Here is a 16973-nt window from a genome sequence, read left to right as displayed (position 1 = left end):
GATTTGCGGATGGCCTTGGCGCCTTATTACCTGGGGATTTCTCCGCAGGCGGGGGCGGAGGCTTTGCTATTTGCCAAGTGGTTGGGGGAGTATCGGGGGATGGCTGGTTTTTATGGCTGAGCTTTTTGGGCTTCGATTTTTTGATTAAACGGCGGGTAGTCTGCACGGAATTTCTTCCTCCGCCCGGCTTAATTTCTATCTTTCTCCGGGCGGAACGGAGCGCCGGGGGCGGCCCGGCAGCCGCTCACTTTTCTTGCTTCGCCAAGAAAAGTAAGCAAAAGAAGGCGACCGCTACTGCCCCGCCCTCCTTCGGAGGGTCCCCACGTTGGTCCCCATGAGAACGGGAAAAATAGAGTCGCTTCGCTCCCACTATTTTCCTGATCCGTTCTCATGGGGACCAACGCGGCGGGGCAGAAGCGGACAGCCGATCCGGCTCGCCTTCGGCCTCGCGGAGGGCTCGCCTCCGGCTTCGGAATACCACGGATTTAATGATCTTGGTAGATGCATTAACCAAAACTTAATGCTAGCGGAGTATCCCCGATACGGCCCTACTCAGTCGGACAGACGTAAAAATAAAGAAAGAAAAAGCTCCCGCACGCCCCACCAGGATGTGCCAAGCCCCCCACGAAGCCGAAGGCGAGCCCTCCCGCGAGGCCGAAGGCGAGCCGGTCACGCTTTCCCCCTTGGGAGCCAGCCGCCGGAGTGAAGCGGCAAGTGGATCAGAAAAATAGTGGGAGCGAAGCGACTCTATTTTTCCCACTTGCTGCTTCGCTCCGGCGGGAACCCTCCGCAGGAGGGCTGGCTCTTGGGGGCCGTTTTCTTTGCTTACTTTCTTTGGCGGGCCAAAGAAAGTGAGCGGCTGCCGGGCCGCCCCCGGCGCTCCCCTCCGACCGGAGAAAGATAGAAATGAAGCCAGGGCGCAGGAAGAAATTCCGTGCAGACTACCCAAGCCCCAGCAACCAACAAACAAAAACCAAATCAGGAAACCAGCTTCAAATACCCCTGAGCATCCAAAAACCCCTCAGAAGAAAACGCCACAGCCGGCTGCAGCTTGAAGATCCACTGTTCATAGGGCGCATCATTGACCGCATCAGGCGTCTCGACAAGCGCCTCATTGACCGCCAGCACAACCCCATCAACCGGCGCATGCAAATCCGAAGCCGTCTTGTTGGACTCAACAATCCCCGACTCCTCCCCCCGCACCAAAGAGCGCCCAACAGCCGGCATCTCCACATAGACCAGCGGCCCCAACTGCTCCTGCCCAAAATCGGTAATACCGACGGTCAGCGAACCGTCCTCCTCCACCCGCACCCACTCATGGGTCTGGGCATAGACAAGATGATCGGGAATCAGCATCACAGCCTCCTAAAAATAAAGATGAACCTCAAGCCTCAGCCCTGGAACCATCCGCAAACACCGGCTCCCCCAGATTGAGCATCAGCCGATTGGCCCAGGCAAAGATCGCCACCGAATGGATCAGATCCAGCACTTCCAGCTCGGACAGACCCACGTCATACAGCGCCTTGATCTGCGCCGCACCGATCTCACCCGGCGCCTCCGTCAGCTCGGCCGAAAACTTCGCCACCGCCTGCTCACGCGCATCCACGCCCGCGCCATAAGGCGAATCGAACACCTGCTTCACCGTGTCATTACGCTTGGCCAACTGCTCGAACCGCTGCGCATGCACCGACGCGCAATACACGCAGCCATTGATGCGCGAAACCACCAGCGAGCCCAGCTCACGCTCCGCGCGCGACAAACCGCCCGGCGCGTACATGATCGCGTTGAAGGCTGCCGAACGCTGGCGCAGGATGTCCGGCTGGTGCGCCAGGAACAGGTAATAGTCCGACGTCTTGGCCTTGGGATGGCTCTCCTCCAGCACCTTGATCTGGTCGTCGCTGGCCTGGTCCAGCTGGATCACATCCAGCCACGCATCCCACTCCAGGGTCTCATTGGTAAAGCCGTTGGCCTTGATGATGTCGCTCATGTCGATTCTCCTTACTGAGCCGCCGCAGCCCGCATGGCCTTCAGGCCCGCGACCACGCGCAATTGATAGGACACGAAGGCGATCAGCTGCGACAGCGCCACCACCGCAGGGGTGCTGATGCCGGCCGCCGGCAGCTTCTCGATGGCGGCCTTGTCGCCGTCGACCGGGCGCTGCGTCAGCGCACGGGTGAATTCCAGCATGGCGCGCAGGCGCCCCGGGGGCAACTGCTCAGGCTCGCCACTGTCGGCCACGGCCAGTTGCGCGGCCTCGGCCGGTACTGCCTGGGCGCGGCTGCGATAGTGCGCAGCCAGGTCGGTGGCACCGGCCAGGCGGCAGGCGTACAGCGCCACCAGCAGGCGCTCGTCCAGGCCGATGCCTGCCAGCGCGGGATCGAACAGCGTGTCGTAGCTGCCCTGCGAAGCCACCGCCACCTTCTCGCGCTGGTGGCGCAGGCTGTGCAGCGGGCTGCCGGCGTCGAGGCCGGACAGTTGGTCGATGACATCCTTGCTGATGTCGTAGGCGGGGGTACTCATGAAGTCTCCTTGTTGGATGAATGCCTGGTCAGCGCGTCGCGCAGGAAGTGCTGCGCCTGCTGCCAGGAGTCGAGATCGGCGCGGGCATTCGCGGACGGCTCGCCACCACCGGTGCTGATGCGGCCCGATACCGGGTGGGCATAGGTGGTCTGCGTGGTCGGTACGAACGGGAACAGGATGGAATGGCCGGCATTGGCGTAATTGCGCCAGACCACCGGCCAGGGATGCGCCACCTCGGCCAGCTTGTCGCGCACCATGGCGCAGTAGAGACTGGAGGGCCAGGAGCCATCGTCGGTGGCCGATAGCAGCAGCACCGGGCCGGCGATCTTCTCCACCGGGATGCGGGCGCGGGCCACCGCCTCCTCGTCCTGCAAGGCGGTCAGCATCGCCAGTTCATGGCGATGCGGTGCCGGGCCTTCGTCGAAGGGCGCCCAGCTGGCGCTGCGGTTGTCCTGCCACTGGTGTGGCAGCGGCTCGCCACGCAGCAGCCAGGTCGGGCCTTCGCGGCCCACGGCCGGGTCGGCCGCATTCTGGCCGCTGTGCACCAGCGCGCTGGGCACATAGGCCAGCACGGCCGACACTTTCTGCGGGAAGGTCGCGCCCAGCAACAGCACCAGTTCGCCACCTCGCGACTGGCCGCTGATGGCCACGAAGTCGTGCAGCGGTTGTACCTCGGCACGCAGCCAGTCCAGGCCACGTTCGAAATATTCCAGCGGCGTGTTGGAGATGTAGTCGGACAGCCCTGGCGCCTTGAAGTAAGCCAACGCGAAGGCAGCATAGCCGCGCGAGGCATACAGCGCCGCGCGCGGTTCGTTGATGCCGCCACCGGAACCGTTGACGATCATCACCGCCGGGTGCGGCCCGGGCGTGGCCGGCAGGAACAAGCTGCCGACCAGCCCCGCTTCGCGTACCTCGCGCCGGATCACGCCCTCGGCTGCCAGGCGCTGAACCAGTTCCGTGCTGGCCGGGGTGCAGCGGGCCAGGCCAGGCTGGTCCAGCGACGACACGGTCAGCGTCGTCACCAGCGGCGCCATCACATCGGCATGGAAGTTGTCGCGGCGCCCGGCCTGCACCGGTTGCTGCGACCACAGCAGGCCCATCGGATCGATGCCGTAGTAGTCGCCATCGATGGCCGGGTTCATGCTCACATCCACATTGCCATACGCATCGGCGATATAGCAGGCGCTGCTCTGCCACTGGGCGCCGTTGCGCAAGGTCGCCGCTGAAATCCGCACCGGCTCGCCCGGATGCGCGCCACGCACGATGATGCGGCGTGGCACGTCGATCAGGTCGTCGGCCGGGCTGACCTCGATGGAGAAGTTGGGCATGGGTTTACTTCTTGTCCTGGGTCACCATCATGGCGGTGGTGCGGTCGCTGCTGATGGGGGTGACCTTCAGGCCCTTCTTGGCAGCCCAGATGTTCTGGTAGTGGTACAGCGGGATCACGCCCACTTCATCCGACACCGTCTTGGCGGCGCCACGCAGGATGGCTTCACGCTTGGCAGGATCGAATTCCGCGGTGGAATCGGCCAGGGCCTTGTCCACGGCCGGGCTGCTGTAGTGGTTCCAGTTGGAGGCACCGATGCCCTTCTTGGGATCGACCGAACCCAGCACGTTGACCAGGGCATAGCTGGCTTCGCCGGTGCCGTTACCCCAGGCCAGGACCGAGACCGCGAACTCGTTCTTGTTGGCACGCGAGGAATACGACGCCCATGGCAGCACCTCGACCTGGGTCTTGATGCCGATGCGGGTCCAGAACTGGGCCACCGCCTGCATGGTTTCCGGCGCTTGCGGATAACGGTCGTTGGGGACGTGGATGGTCAGCTTGAAACCGTCCGGGAAACCGGCCTCGGCCAGCAGCTTCTTGGCCTCGGCGGCGTCGAAGGGGATGTTCTTGATCTCCGGGTTGTAGCCGAAGGTGTCGGCCGGCATCCACTGGTTGGCCTCGGTGGCCGCACCCTGCAGGATGCGGTCGATCACGGCCTTGCGATTGATGGCCAGCGACATGGCACGGCGCACACGCACGTCCAGCAGCGGGTTCTTGTCCAGCTGCTTGCCGTTGTTGTCGGTGATGAAGGGGCTGGGGCCTTCGTGGAAGCTCGGCTGGATCAGCAGCACGCGCAGGCCGTTGTAGGGATAGACCTTGACGTTGGGCGACTGCTTCAGCTTGGCCAGGTCGGACACCGAGACCTTGTCGATCACGTCCACGTCGCCGGAGAGCAGCGCCGCAGTGCGGGCCGCGCCGTTGTTGATGTAGCGGTAGTTGACCTTTTCCCACAGGGCCTTGCCGTTCCAGTAGTCGTCATTGCGCTGCATGACCACGCGGTCGCCCGGGGTGTAGGAGACGAACTTGTAGGGGCCGGTACCGATCACGGCGGCGCCGCTGTTGTAGTTCTCGGTGGTGGACTTCTCGCCCACGTGCTTGCTGACGATGTGCACCGAGGCCAGGTTCAGCGGCAGGTCGGGGTTGGGGATGTTGGTCTTGATGACCAGGGTCAGCGGGTCCTTGGCGGTGACCGATTCCACCGTGCGCAGGTAGCCGGCGAAGGTCGCCACGCTGCCCGGCACCGCGCGTGCGCGCTGGTAGGAGAAGATCACGTCGTCAGCGGTGAAGGGCTTGCCGTCCTGCCACTTGACGTTGGGGCGCAGCTTGAATTCCCAGGTCTTGGGGTCGATGTTCTTCCAGCTCACGGCCAGGCCGGGCACCAGCTTGTTGTAGTCGTTCTGGACCAGCAGATCCCAGAAATGCAGGTCCACCGAGCGGTCGCCGGCGTGGTTGTTCAACTGCGGGTCCAGCGACGACAGCGGGTCGGCGAAGGCGATGTTGAGGTTCTGCGCACGCGCTGCATCGGCAGCGGCGGCCAGGGCCACGCCGGTCAGGGCAACGGCCAGCAGGCGGGTCAGGAGGGTCTTCTTCATGGTCGGGTTCCTCTGTGTGGTCATGGTGGAGGCACTACGGGATTTCCAAGTTCTTGACTGCTCGGTACTAGATTTCTTGTATCTGTTTCAGCGGCCATCGTTGAGATGGCAGGCACTCATATGCCCCGGCGCGATCTCGCGCAGCAGCGGTTGTTCTTCACGGCAGCGCGCCATCGCATGCGGGCAGCGCGGGTTGAAATGGCAGCCCGTGGGTGGATTGAGCGGGCTGGGAATCTCGCCCTTGATGGCGGTGAACTCCTTCTTGCGCGCCGCCATGCGCGGCACCTCGGCCAGCAGGGCTTGCGTGTAGGGATGGTTGGGCTGGCCGAACAGCTCGGCCACCGGCGCACTCTCCACCACGCGGCCCAGGTACATGATGACCACACGGTCGGAGACATGCTCCACCACGCCCAGGTCGTGACTGATGAAGAGATAGGTCAGGCCCAGTTCTTCACGCAGGTCCATGAACAGGTTCAGGATCTGTGCCTGGATCGACACATCCAGCGCCGCCACGGCCTCGTCACAGACCAGCATCTGCGGCTGCACCGCCAGGGCGCGGGCGATGCCGATGCGCTGGCGCTGGCCGCCGGAGAACTGGTGCGGGTAGCGGTCGCGCAGGGCCGGATCGAGGCCGGCACGCAGCAGCTGGCGGCAGACGTACTCATCCAGGTCGCCCTCGACCTTGCCATTGACCTGCGCGGCCTCGCCCACGATCTGGTCGATGCGCAGGCGCGGGTTCAGGCTGGCATAGGGGTTCTGGAAGATCATCTGCACCTGCAGGCGGGCCTCGGCTTCTTCCTTGCTGGTGAGCGTGGAACGCTCGCGGCCGTTGATCAACACCTGTCCGTCCGAAGGATCGAGCAGGCCGCAGGCCACGCGGCCCAGGGTGGACTTGCCGCAACCGGATTCGCCGACCAGCCCCACCACTTCACCGGGCAAGACCTGCAGATCGACCTGGTCGAGGGCGTGCGTGACGGCCGGTGGACGGCTCCAGCCGCGTGCCTGCAACTGGCGCTCCAGCCAGCCCTGGCGACGCTCGCCGAAGCGACGGCTGACGACGCGGGTTTCGATCAGGGGAATGACGGCCTTATCCATGTTGCGCATTGCCCTGTGGGCTGGTGGTGGGGTGATAGCAACGTACGCGGTGGCCCGGCAGCGGTTCGCTGATTCCGGGGGCTTCCAGGCAGTGCTGGCTGACGCGCTCGCAGCGCGCCGCGAAGGCACACGTGGGCGGCAGGTGCAGCAGATTGGGCGTCATGCCGGGAATCTGGCGCAAGCGCGCACCGCGCCGGTTGTTGCTGGGCAGGCTGCCGATCAGGCCCTGGGTATAGGGGTGCAGCGGCGCATCGAGCACCGCATCCACACTACCCTGCTCGACGATGCGCCCGGCATACATCACCGCCACTTCATCGGCCAGGCCCGCCACCACCGACAGGTCGTGGGTGATCCAGATCAGCGCCGTGCCATGCTGGCGCGCCAGTTTCTGCACTTCCGACAGGATCTGCGCCTGGATGGTCACATCCAGCGCGGTGGTCGGCTCATCGGCGATGATCAGGTCCGGCTTGTGCAGCATGGCGATGGCAATGGCCACGCGCTGACGCATGCCCCCCGAGAGCTGGTGCGGATAGGCCTGCAGCCGTTCCTCGGGACTGGCGATGCCCATCATGCCCAGGGTGTCGCGGGCCAGTTCACGGGCCTGCTGGCGGCTCACCTTGCTGTGCGCGAGCACGGCATCGACCATCTGCGCCTCGACCTTGAGCACCGGGTTCAGGGTCATCATCGGATCCTGGAAGATCATGGCGATGCGGTTGCCCTGCAGCTCGCGCAGGGAGGTCTTGTCCATGGTGACCAGGTCGCGTCCCTGGAACAGGATTTCGCCACCGACGATGCGCCCCGGGGCATCGACCATGCCGAGGATGGAAAAACCGGTGACGCTCTTGCCCGAGCCGGATTCGCCGACCAGCCCCAGGATGCGGCCACGACCGACCGCCAGCGAGACATCATCGACCGCCGGCAGCACCCCATCGGGCGTGAAGAAATGGGTGCGCAGATGGCGCACTTCCAGCGTGAGGGCGCTCATTTCTGCCACCTTGGATTGAGGATGTCGCGCAGGCGGTCGCCCACCAGGTTGATGGCGACGATCACGACCAACAGCGTGATGCCGGGATAGAAGCTGATCCAGTATTCGCCCGAGAGCATGTATTGGTAACCGTTGGAGATGAGCAGGCCCAGCGAGGGCTCGGTAATGGGTACGCCCAGGCCAAGGAAGGACAGCGTGGCTTCCAGCGTGATGGCACGGGCCACCTGCAGGGTGCCGATGACGATCAGCGGCGGCAGGCAATTGGGCAGGATGTGACGCACCATGATGCGCCAGGACGACAGGTTCAGTCCGCGCGCCGCCTCCACGTATTCCTTGCGCCGTTCCACCAGCGCCTGGCCCCGGGCGGTGCGGGCATAGTAGGCCCACTCCAGCACCACCAGCGTGGCCATCACGTTGAAGATGCCCTTGCCCACATAGGCCAGGATCAGCATCGCCACCAGAATCGACGGGAAGGACAGCACCAGATCGGCAAAACGCATCAGCACCGTGTCCACCTTGCCGCCGGCGTAGGCGGCCAGCAGGCCGACGAGCGTGCCGATCACGCCGGCGATCAGTGCCGAGCCCACACCGATGCCCACGCTGATGCGCAGGCCGTAGAGGATGGCCGAGACCAGGTCGCGACCCTGGCCGTCGGTTCCCAGCCAGTAGGTATAGGTCCCCAGGCCGTTGATGGTGCCGGGATGCAAGCGTGCATCGAGCACGTCCAGCTGCATCAGGTCATAGGGGTTCTGCGGCGTGATCCAGGGCGCGGCAATGGCGCCCACGATCAACAGCAGCACGATCACCAAGCCCAGCACGGCCGAACGCGAGGCCACGAAGTGGCGCAGCACGCGGCGCCAGGGCGACTCGCGGCGCGGGGCCTGGAAGGCCGACAGCTCGGCCACGCGGGCGCGCACCTGCTCCTGGGTCATCGGGGTCATTTCGGTCGGCGGCACGCTCATGCCTTGGCCTCCACCCGCACGCGCGGGTCCAGTATCTTGTAGAGCACGTCGACCACCAGGTTGATGGTGACGAACATGCAGACGATCACCATCAGGTAGGCCACGATCACGGGCCGGTCCAGGGCATTGATGCTGTCCAGGATCAGCTTGCCGGCACCGGGCCAGGCGAAGATGCTCTCGGTCACCACTGCGAAGGCGATGGTGGAGCCGAACTCCAGGCCGACCACGGTCACCAGCGGAATCAGGGTATTGCGCAGCACATACATCAGCACCACCCGCGCCGGTGACAGCCCCTTGGCCCGGGCGAACTTGACGAAGTCCATCGGCAGCACCTCGCGCACGTTGGCGCGGGTCAGGCGGATCACCAGCGAAATCTTGAACAGCGACAGGTTGATGGCCGGCAGGATCATGTGGCGCCAGCCGTCCGCCGTCAGCCACGACCACTGTACCCCGAAGAGTTCGGCGGTCTGGCCGCGCCCGCCCGAAGGCAGCCAGCCCAGCGTGACCGAAAAGGCCATGATGAGCATCAGGCCGATCCAGAAGGTGGGCAGCGAAAAACCGAGAATACTGGTGGTCATCACCAGGCGCGAGAGTGGATGGTCGGGCTTCATGCCTGCGAACAGGCCCAGCGGCACTCCCACCAGCAGCGCCAGGAACAGCGCCGCGAAAGCCAGTTCCAGCGTGGCCGGCAAGCGCTGGAAGATCAGCAGGATGGCCGGCGTGTTGTAGACGAAGCTGTTGCCCAGGTTGCCGTGCAGGGCGCCATTGAGGAAGGCCAGGTACTGGCGCCAGACCGGCTGGTCCAGCCCCAGCTCCTGGATGATGCGCAGGCGGTCCACCTGGTCGACGTCCTGGCCGATCAGGATATCGACCGGATTGCCGATCATGTGCAGGCCGAAGAAGACGATCACCGTCATCAACAGCACCACCATCAGCGCCTGCAGCACGCTCTTTGCAATGGCGACCGTCATGCGGGCAGCTCCCAGGGGGATTCGGTCCACTCGTCGCCTTCCAGTTCCGGCTCTTCGTAGGACTGGATATTGCGGTAGTGGTACTCGACATCTTCGCTGTACATCAGCGCGGCGATGCCCTGCGCCAGGCGATAGGCACCGTCGCTGATGGCCGGGATATCGCCCGATACCGTGCCATGGCTGGCGGCGGCCGGGTAGCAGAAGCAGTGGATGCGCTCCAGCCCCGGCAGGCTGCCCGGGGTCTTTTGCTGGAACTCGAAGACCGGGCCCAGGTAGGGCGAATCGGCCAGTTCCTGGTCCTCTTCACCGGCCGGCGGGGTATAGCGGTCGCTCCAGTTGAGGATGTGCGGGGCGATGTCCCTGAATTCGGTGCGCAGGCTCCAGTCGATCTTGAAACCGGTGGAGAAGAACAGGAAATCCAGCTCCAGCGGCCCGCGATTGGTCTGCAGCAGCAGCGTGCCATCCGGCTTGACCTCGACCGCCTCGATGGCCGTCCCCAGCAGGAAACGGGCATTGGCAAAGCGTGAAACGCGACGGGTGCTGCCCGAGGGCGGCGGCACCTGCTGGGCATTGACGTAATGGCGGATGCGCCACTTCCAGGCGTCCGGCAGGTGCAGGTGGCCGTTGACCAGGCCGGGACTGCCCGAGCCCTTGCCCTTGTTGATGCGCGGCAGGTCCTTGCGACGGATCAGCAGATCGACCCGCGCCGCGCCCTCTTCCAGGGCGGTGGCCGCGCTGTCCATGGCCGAGGCACCGCCACCGATGACACCCACGCGCTTGCCCTTCAGGCTGGCGTAGTCCAACAGGTCGGACGAATGCGCCCAGCGGTCGCGCGGCAATTGCTGCACCAGCGGCGGCAGGTAGGCGCCGCCCAGACCATCGCGGCCGGTGGCTACCACCACGCGACGCGCCAGCACGGTGGACTCGCCCGCAGGTGACTGCAGCTTCAATGCGACGATGCCATCGGCACGCGGCTGCACGGCCAGCACGCGGTGCTCGTTGCGGATATCCAGTTGCATCACGCGGCGGAACCAGCGCAGGTAATCCATCCACTGCAGGCGCGGAATCTTGTCCAGTGCGTCCCACGCCGCCAGGCCGAACTGGGCCTCGAACCAGGCGCGGAAGGTCAGCGCCGGAAAGCCCAGCGCCGGGCCGGTCAGGGTCTTGGGCGAGCGCAGGGTTTCCATGCGCGCCGTGGTGGCCCAGGGGCCTTCGAAGTCCTTTGGAGATTGATCGTAGATGACATTGGCGATACCCAGGTGCGACAGCGCCACCGAGGCGGCCATGCCGGCCTGGCCACCGCCGATGATGGCCACGTCGATCACGGGCTGACCATCGCGCTGCAGGGTTGGAGTCCACGACTTGCCGGGGAGGGCCAGCCATTCCAGGTCCTGGCGCAGACGCGCCTCCAGGGCGGCCAGTCCGACCGGGCTGGGGGCGCTCGATGTTGTCGCTTGGGTGTTGTCCATATCGCCTCGTCAAAAGCATGAAAAGACGTCGCCGGCACGGTAGTTTGCCGTCGATCGTCTCGTGTCGGGTTCTTGTGACGCGGCGCCCTTCCCGGTTGACGCCGCTGTTTGGAGGCTGTGTCGACTTCAGCCACCTACCGTTCGACCTGAGTAGGCCCTTTCAGGGCCGTATCGAAGGCGTACCTGCGTGGCGCCTTCGATACGCGGCCATGCCGCTACTCAGGTCGAACGGTGAGTGGCAGCACACAATATCTGCCCCAGCCTCTTTGTTACTTGTTACTTACTGCGCTGCTACACACTACAAAATCATTTACAGCAATTCATCGTGCAGGCTGGCATCGCGCTTGACGAAGCCCTGCAGGGTATGACGGGCGGCTTGCTCCACCGCATCGATCAGGCCCTGGGTCATGCCTTCGACCGGCTTGCCATAGGGCGTGACCACGCCAAAGTAAAAAGGGATGTCCACCGCCAGCCGCTTGACCACCATCCCCTCGATGGGCATGCCATAGGCCGTGGCCGGCTCCACCAGCGCCACCCCCAGCCCGGCGCGGGCGGCCATGATGGCGTTGAAGGAAGTATTGGTATCGATGGCCACGTCCAGCTGGCTGTCTTCGCCCAGGGCGCTCTCCACGCGCTGGCGCAGCCGGTAGCGATTGGACATGGTGATGACGCGCTGCCCGCGCAGGGCGGCGCGGGTCAGCTTGTCGCGCCCGGCCAGTGGATGGTCGGCGCGCACCACCGCTACGCAGGGCGCCTCGCCGATCCAGTGCAGGTCCAGCCCGCGATGAGCCACCGGCAAGGACGTCAGCCCCAGGCTCACGGTACGGTGCAGGACCGCGTGCACCACCTGCTCGGCCGACGCGCTGCGCAGGTGGACGTGTTCGGGAAAGGCGCGCCCCTTGTCGCTGGCCAGCAACTGCAGGGCGGCCGGGGCGATGGTCGAGGCCAGCGCAGGCGTTGCCACCAGGTGCAGCGGATGGACTTCCTCGCGAGCGATTTCCAGGGCGCGCTCGCGGATGCTGCGCAGACCCACCAGCGAGCGCTCCACTTCTTCATAGAGCAGGAAGGCCTTGGCGGTAGGCGTGACGCGCGGGCCGTTGCGGTCGAACAGGGCGTAACCCAGTTCGGCCTCCAGATCACCGACGGCCTTGCTGACGGCCGGCTGCGAACGGCCCAGGCTGCGACCGGCACCGGTCACACTGCCCAGGGTCATTACCGCCGCAAATGCCTCCAGCTGGTTCAGGTCCATCGAAATCGCTTTCCTTGATCAAAGTGCTTGCATATGATTTTCGAATTATAGGTTTGTCTGTATTCTATTTCAGTATAATAATTTTGTATAAGCAAATGCATCCCTGCAGTGGCCGACCGGGAATCGCCGCCGCTGGCTGCCTTGCGCCTGCCCCGCCCGGATTGCCGTCTGGAAAACCGTAAAGCGTATATACAAATACCTTCAAAGTCGTTTTCCGGCATGGCAAAGCGGGTTAGCTTCACTGATGGCGGCGCCGTCCCTGCGGGCGGCGCCTGGCTGGATCAACCTGGATTTTCCAACTTCGACTTCCGAATACGCCCCATGAACGCCCCTGCCCCCTGTCGGCCGCCGGCCGATCTGCGCTTTCCCATCTATCTGGACTATGGCGCGACCACGCCGGTCGATCCGCAGGTCGCGCGGGTGATGTGCGACTTCCTCACCGACAAGTTCGGCAATGCCGCCAGCAGCTCCCACCCCTTCGGCTGGGAGGCCCGGCGCGCGGTGGAACAGGCGCGGGCGCAGGTGGCTGGCCTGGTCGGGGCGCGCCCCGAGGAAATCATCTGGACCTCCGGCGCCACCGAATCCAACAACCTGGCCCTGAAGGGCTGCGCCCATGCCCTGCGTGCGCGTGGACGCGGCAAGCACCTGATCACGGTGGCCACCGAGCACAAGGCCGTGCTCGATACCATGCACACCCTGGAGAAGGCCGGCTTCGAGGTCAGCTATCTGCAGCCTGGCCCTGATGGCCTGATCACCCCGGAACAGTTCCGTGCCGCCCTGCGCGACGATACGCTGCTGGCCTCGGTCATGTACGTCAACAACGAGATCGGCGTGATCCAGCCGATCGCCGAACTGGGTCGCCTCTGCGCCGAACGCGGCGTGATATTCCACGTCGATGCGGTGCAGGCCGCCGGCAAGATCGCCATCGACCTGGCGCAGCTGCCGGTGGACCTGATGTCCTTCTCCGCGCACAAGGTGTATGGCCCCAAGGGCATAGGCGCGCTCTACGTGCGCACCCATCCTGACCTGCAGCTGGAAGCCCAGATCGATGGCGGCGGTCATGAAAATGGCATGCGTTCCGGCACCCTGGCCACGCACCAGATCGTGGGCATGGGCGAAGCCTTCGCTCTGGCCGGCCAGTTGCTGCAGGAAGAAGGCCGCCGCATCCGCAGCCTGCGCGATCGCCTGTGGGCGGGGCTGGCTGACCTGCCTGGCGTACAGCTCAATGGCAGCGCCGAGCAGCGCGTACCCCACAACCTGAACGTGAGCTTCCCGCCCACCCGTTATGGCACACTGGCCAGCCAGTTGCTGGGCATCGCGGTATCGGCCGGCTCGGCCTGTAACTCGGCGGCTGCGGCACCCTCCTTCGTGCTGCTGGCCATCGGCCGTTCGCCGGAAGTGGCGCGCAACGCCGTGCGCTTCTCGCTGGGACGCGGCACCACCGAAGCCGAGATCGATTACGTCGTCGCCACCGTGCGCCAGGTGCTGGCCTGCGAACAGGTCCAGCCGCAAGCCGCACAGCCGGCCTGAGTTTCAGGCCAGCCGCGTGCGCAGGTAGCGGATCACGCACCAGATGGCTTCCGGTCCCTGGAAGCCATGCATCATGCCCAGATGGAACACGGTGTGGACTTCCACGCCCTGTTCCCGCAGCCGCCTGGCATAGGCCACGCCTTCGTCACGCAGGGGGTCGTACTGGCTGACCAGCACCAGCGCCGGTGGCAGTCCCGTCAGGTCGGGCGCCAGCAAGGGCGAGGCCCAGGGATGCAGCCCATCTTCCGGCCGCGCCAGGTAGTGCTGCCAGAACCAGCGCATGGAACGCAGACCAAGGTCGTAACCCTCCGCGCATTGGCGATAGGACGGGGTATCGAAATGATGATGCGTCACCGGCACCATCAGCACCTGCGCCAGCAGGGCCGGCCCCTGACGCTGCCGTGCCATCAGCGTGACGGCGGCGGCCAGGTTGGCGCCGGCACTCATGCCGGCCACGGCCAGGCGCGCCGGGTCGATGCCGATCGCGGTGGCCTGCGCGGCGACCCAGGCGGTGGCTGCATAGGCATCCTCGGGCGCAGCGGGGAAAGGATATTCCGGCGCCAGACGGTAATCCACCGACACCACCACGCAGCCCGCCTCGACGGCGAGCATGCGGCATTCCTGATCCTGGGTATCCAGATCACCCAGCACCCAGCCTCCTCCATGGAAAAACAGGCAGCCCGGCCACGGCCCCGCTGCCGCCAACGCTTCGGCCGGACGATACAGGCGCACCGCCAGCATGCCGGCTGGACCAGGGATGCGCAGGTCTTGCACCTGCAGGCGACCGGGCGCGGTATCGGCCGGTGCCGGCGATGCCTGCAGCTGCGCGCGCAGCCAGCGCGACTGGGCGCGCGCCTGCACGGGGCTGAGCTGGTCAAGCTGGGCGAGAGCGAGACGGTCGAGGCGTTGCAGATGGGCCTGCGCCGAAGGATCGAGTGACATGATATGGACTTTCTTGACAAGGCCCTCAGGCCGATGGGCAGGGCGAATCTTTCAGACCGACGGCATCAGGCGGGCGGATCCTTGAGATTGCCCGAAGACCGCATCCCAATACACCTTGCCCAGCGTGTTGTCGCGGGTCGCGGTCTTGGCCGGCGCAGGCATCTGCGCTGCGTAGCCAACCGCGAGGGGCGTGGCCCTGCTGCAAGTCTATGCACAACACCTCTGATGTCAATCAACTTTAGTGGTCGAAATCCTTCGATCTTCTAATCCATTGCGCGCCATGCGTCCGGGGCAGGAGAGGCGACCGCCTAAATTTTCCAGAACACAAAAAAATCCTCTCAAATCGCACCAATATCGCGAAATCAGCCAAAAATTTCCGTTGATTTCCGGATTATCAACAGTACCCGGACGCAGTTTTAGGACAATTCTCATTGACCCCATATCTGCTCACTTTTACCATCCGCACAGGAATAAACGACCAAGTCCTCAGAGTTCTTCCATGACCAAGCCCGCGCGCCCACAAGACCAGCCCCTCATCGTCACGCAGCTACCCGACCTGCCGGGCCAATGCGTGGACGGGGGCGGCGCCCGCATGGCCCAGACCATCTATGCGGGTCTGGGCAGTGCCGGTCAGCGCTGGTATTGCCTGGACCTGTCATCGCCCGGCCATGCCTGGCAGCGCTGTGCCGACTTCCCCGGGCCGGCGCCCAGTTGCGCGGTGGTGGTGGCTGCCGGCGAGGCCATCTATGTGTTCGGCGGATGCGGGAAGTCCTCGCCTGCGGCATGCACCGCACAGTTCGACACCGGCTATCGCTACCTGCCCGCCAGCGACCGCTGGGAACAGTTGCGCACGGTCTTGCCGGTCGGCCTGACCGGCGCCTCGGCGCTGGCCCTCGATGCCTCGACGCTGCTGTTCTTCGGGGGCTATCAGCGCGAGCAGTTCGACCACTTCCACCATGCGCTGGAAAGTGCGCCGCAGGCGCAGCGCGCAGAGATCACCGCGCGTTACATGCGGCGCCCCATCGCACAGTTCGGCTGGAATACCGACGTCTGGTCGCTCAACCTGCTCACCATGACCTGGTGCAGTGTGGGTACGCAACCGCACCATGGGCATTGCAAGGCCACGCTGCTGCGCGATGGCCTCGACTTCTACCTGCTCGGGGGCGAGGTCAAGCCCGGCCTGCGCGCCAGCACCATCAAGCAGGGCCGGCTGGGGGTGGGCGGGATCGGTAATGGCGGCGGTGTGCAATGGCATGCTCCGCATGCGGTGCCGGTCAACGACGGTTTCGCGGGATGCTTTGCCGGACGCATCGGGCAGTGGCCGGTGGTGGCCGGGGGCACGCATTTTCCCGGATCCTGGCAGCGCTATGCGCAGGGCGAATACTTCGCCCACGAAGGATTGCGCAAGCGCTGGCTGGCCAACATCTATGTCCTGGTGGAGCGACAGTGGTGCCATCTGGACAGCCTGCCCCAGCCGCGCGCCAATGGCATCAGTGTGGAAGTGGGCGATGGTCTGGTCCTGATCGGCGGCGACAGCGACGAAGGGCGGCCTTGCCTGGATACACTATGGCTGCGCCAGCGTCTGTCGACGCGGTGACGACCATTTCAACCCGATCCAGGAAATCCATCATGACTCCACGCGTACCGACCTATCGCCAGGCGCAGATCGACATCAAGCGCTACATCGAGGAAAAGGGTCTCAAACCCGGTGACGCCCTGCCGCCGGAGGACCGCTTCTCGCAGGAGATCGGCATCAGCCGACTGTCGCTGCGCGAAGCGCTCAAGGCACTGGATTCGTTGGGCATCGTCGAATCGCGCCAGGGCGAGGGCGTATTCGTGAAGGCCTTCTCCTTCGACTCCATCGTTGACAACCTGCCCTATGCCATGGCCATGACCGAGGCACAGGTCAAGAACCTGCTGTACACCCGCGCCTACCTGGAACTGGGTGCCATCCCCGATGTGGTCAACCGCATCGCGCCGGCCCATGTCGAGCGCGTCAAGCAGCTGGCCGACACCATGCTGGAACGCGCCCGCCAGGGCCTGGCCTTCGCCGAGGAGGATCACGCCTTCCACGTCGAGATGTACAAGTGCCTCGACAACGCCTTCCTGGACTCGATGATCGACCTGTTCTGGCGCACCTTCAACCGCATGAACCGGGTGGCGACCCCGCAGCCGGCCTCGCAGGATGTGCTGGAAGGCCGTGCCCGCGAGCACATCTTCATCGCCGAGATGCTGGAACAGCGTGACACCTTCGGACTGATCTCGGCCCATCGAAAGCATTTCCATTACCTGTTCAAGCGTTACCCCCTTTAGCAGGCTGCCGTCCTGCGG

At 64.9% G+C, this 16973-nt stretch carries 15 protein-coding genes; 3 read left to right on the top strand and 12 right to left on the bottom strand.

Going from position 1 to position 16973, the window contains the following annotated elements:
• Window positions 1-978 precede the first annotated feature (978 nt).
• The 11 genes from gcvH to VE092_RS08695 all read right to left on the bottom strand — a co-directional run bounded on the left by gcvH (window position 979) and on the right by VE092_RS08695 (window position 12170).
• On the bottom strand, window positions 979-1356 hold the full coding sequence (gene gcvH / locus VE092_RS08745) for a glycine cleavage system protein GcvH (RefSeq protein WP_324875814.1): 378 nt from the start codon (window positions 1354-1356) through the stop codon (window positions 979-981).
• A gap of 28 nt (window positions 1357-1384) precedes the next feature.
• Window positions 1385-1987 (bottom strand): peroxidase-related enzyme, encoded by a 603-nt coding sequence (locus VE092_RS08740; RefSeq protein WP_324875812.1) that lies wholly within the window; start codon window positions 1985-1987, stop codon window positions 1385-1387.
• 11 nt (window positions 1988-1998) lie between these two features.
• Window positions 1999-2520, bottom strand: coding sequence for a CMD domain protein (locus VE092_RS08735; RefSeq protein ID WP_241811854.1), 522 nt, complete (start codon window positions 2518-2520; stop codon window positions 1999-2001).
• Window positions 2517-3848 carry an acyl-CoA thioester hydrolase/BAAT C-terminal domain-containing protein gene (locus VE092_RS08730; RefSeq protein WP_324875809.1) on the bottom strand — a complete coding sequence of 444 codons (1332 nt, stop codon included), beginning with the start codon at window positions 3846-3848 and terminating at the stop codon, window positions 2517-2519. The genes VE092_RS08735 and VE092_RS08730 overlap by 4 nt, the downstream gene beginning before the upstream one ends.
• Window positions 3849-3852: 4 nt before the next feature.
• A complete protein-coding gene (locus VE092_RS08725) occupies window positions 3853-5439 on the bottom strand; it encodes an ABC transporter substrate-binding protein (protein WP_324875807.1) in 1587 nt (528 codons plus the stop codon).
• A gap of 87 nt (window positions 5440-5526) precedes the next feature.
• Window positions 5527-6534: an oligopeptide/dipeptide ABC transporter ATP-binding protein gene (locus VE092_RS08720; RefSeq protein WP_324875805.1), complete on the bottom strand. Its 1008-nt coding sequence runs from the start codon at window positions 6532-6534 to the stop codon at window positions 5527-5529.
• Window positions 6527-7519 (bottom strand): ABC transporter ATP-binding protein, encoded by a 993-nt coding sequence (locus tag VE092_RS08715; RefSeq protein WP_324875803.1) that lies wholly within the window; start codon window positions 7517-7519, stop codon window positions 6527-6529. The genes VE092_RS08720 and VE092_RS08715 overlap by 8 nt, the downstream gene beginning before the upstream one ends.
• Window positions 7516-8460, bottom strand: a complete 945-nt coding sequence (locus tag VE092_RS08710) for an ABC transporter permease (RefSeq protein WP_411910015.1) — start codon at window positions 8458-8460, stop codon at window positions 7516-7518. Before VE092_RS08710 ends, VE092_RS08715 begins: the two co-directional genes overlap by 4 nt.
• Window positions 8461-8477: 17 nt before the next feature.
• Window positions 8478-9452, bottom strand: a complete 975-nt coding sequence (locus VE092_RS08705) for an ABC transporter permease (RefSeq protein WP_006462491.1) — start codon at window positions 9450-9452, stop codon at window positions 8478-8480.
• Window positions 9449-10921: an NAD(P)/FAD-dependent oxidoreductase gene (locus tag VE092_RS08700; protein WP_324875798.1), complete on the bottom strand. Its 1473-nt coding sequence runs from the start codon at window positions 10919-10921 to the stop codon at window positions 9449-9451. The genes VE092_RS08705 and VE092_RS08700 overlap by 4 nt, the downstream gene beginning before the upstream one ends.
• Before the next feature lie 310 nt (window positions 10922-11231).
• Entirely contained in the window at window positions 11232-12170 is a 939-nt protein-coding gene (locus tag VE092_RS08695; protein WP_324875797.1) for a LysR family transcriptional regulator, read from the bottom strand.
• Window positions 12171-12491: 321 nt separating this feature from the next.
• Here VE092_RS08695 and VE092_RS08690 point away from each other — a divergent pair, with 321 nt between their 5' ends.
• Window positions 12492-13700, top strand: coding sequence for an aminotransferase class V-fold PLP-dependent enzyme (locus VE092_RS08690; protein WP_324875793.1), 1209 nt, complete (start codon window positions 12492-12494; stop codon window positions 13698-13700).
• Between the two features lie 3 nt (window positions 13701-13703).
• On the opposite strand, the gene VE092_RS08685 is transcribed toward VE092_RS08690, so the two are convergent.
• The gene (locus tag VE092_RS08685) at window positions 13704-14642 is read right to left on the bottom strand and encodes an alpha/beta hydrolase (RefSeq protein ID WP_324875791.1); all 939 of its coding nucleotides are present in this window, start codon (window positions 14640-14642) and stop codon (window positions 13704-13706) included.
• Between the two features lie 499 nt (window positions 14643-15141).
• Here VE092_RS08685 and VE092_RS08680 point away from each other — a divergent pair, with 499 nt between their 5' ends.
• Window positions 15142-16239 (top strand): YjhT family mutarotase, encoded by a 1098-nt coding sequence (locus VE092_RS08680; protein ID WP_324875789.1) that lies wholly within the window; start codon window positions 15142-15144, stop codon window positions 16237-16239.
• 32 nt (window positions 16240-16271) lie between these two features.
• On the top strand, window positions 16272-16955 hold the full coding sequence (locus tag VE092_RS08675) for a FadR/GntR family transcriptional regulator (protein WP_324875787.1): 684 nt from the start codon (window positions 16272-16274) through the stop codon (window positions 16953-16955).
• Window positions 16956-16973: the final 18 nt, after the last annotated feature.

This window comes from Herbaspirillum sp. (assembly GCF_035644555.1).
Taxonomy (GTDB): domain Bacteria; phylum Pseudomonadota; class Gammaproteobacteria; order Burkholderiales; family Burkholderiaceae_D; genus Herbaspirillum.
This window is presented reverse-complemented; position numbering and strand designations above follow the sequence as displayed.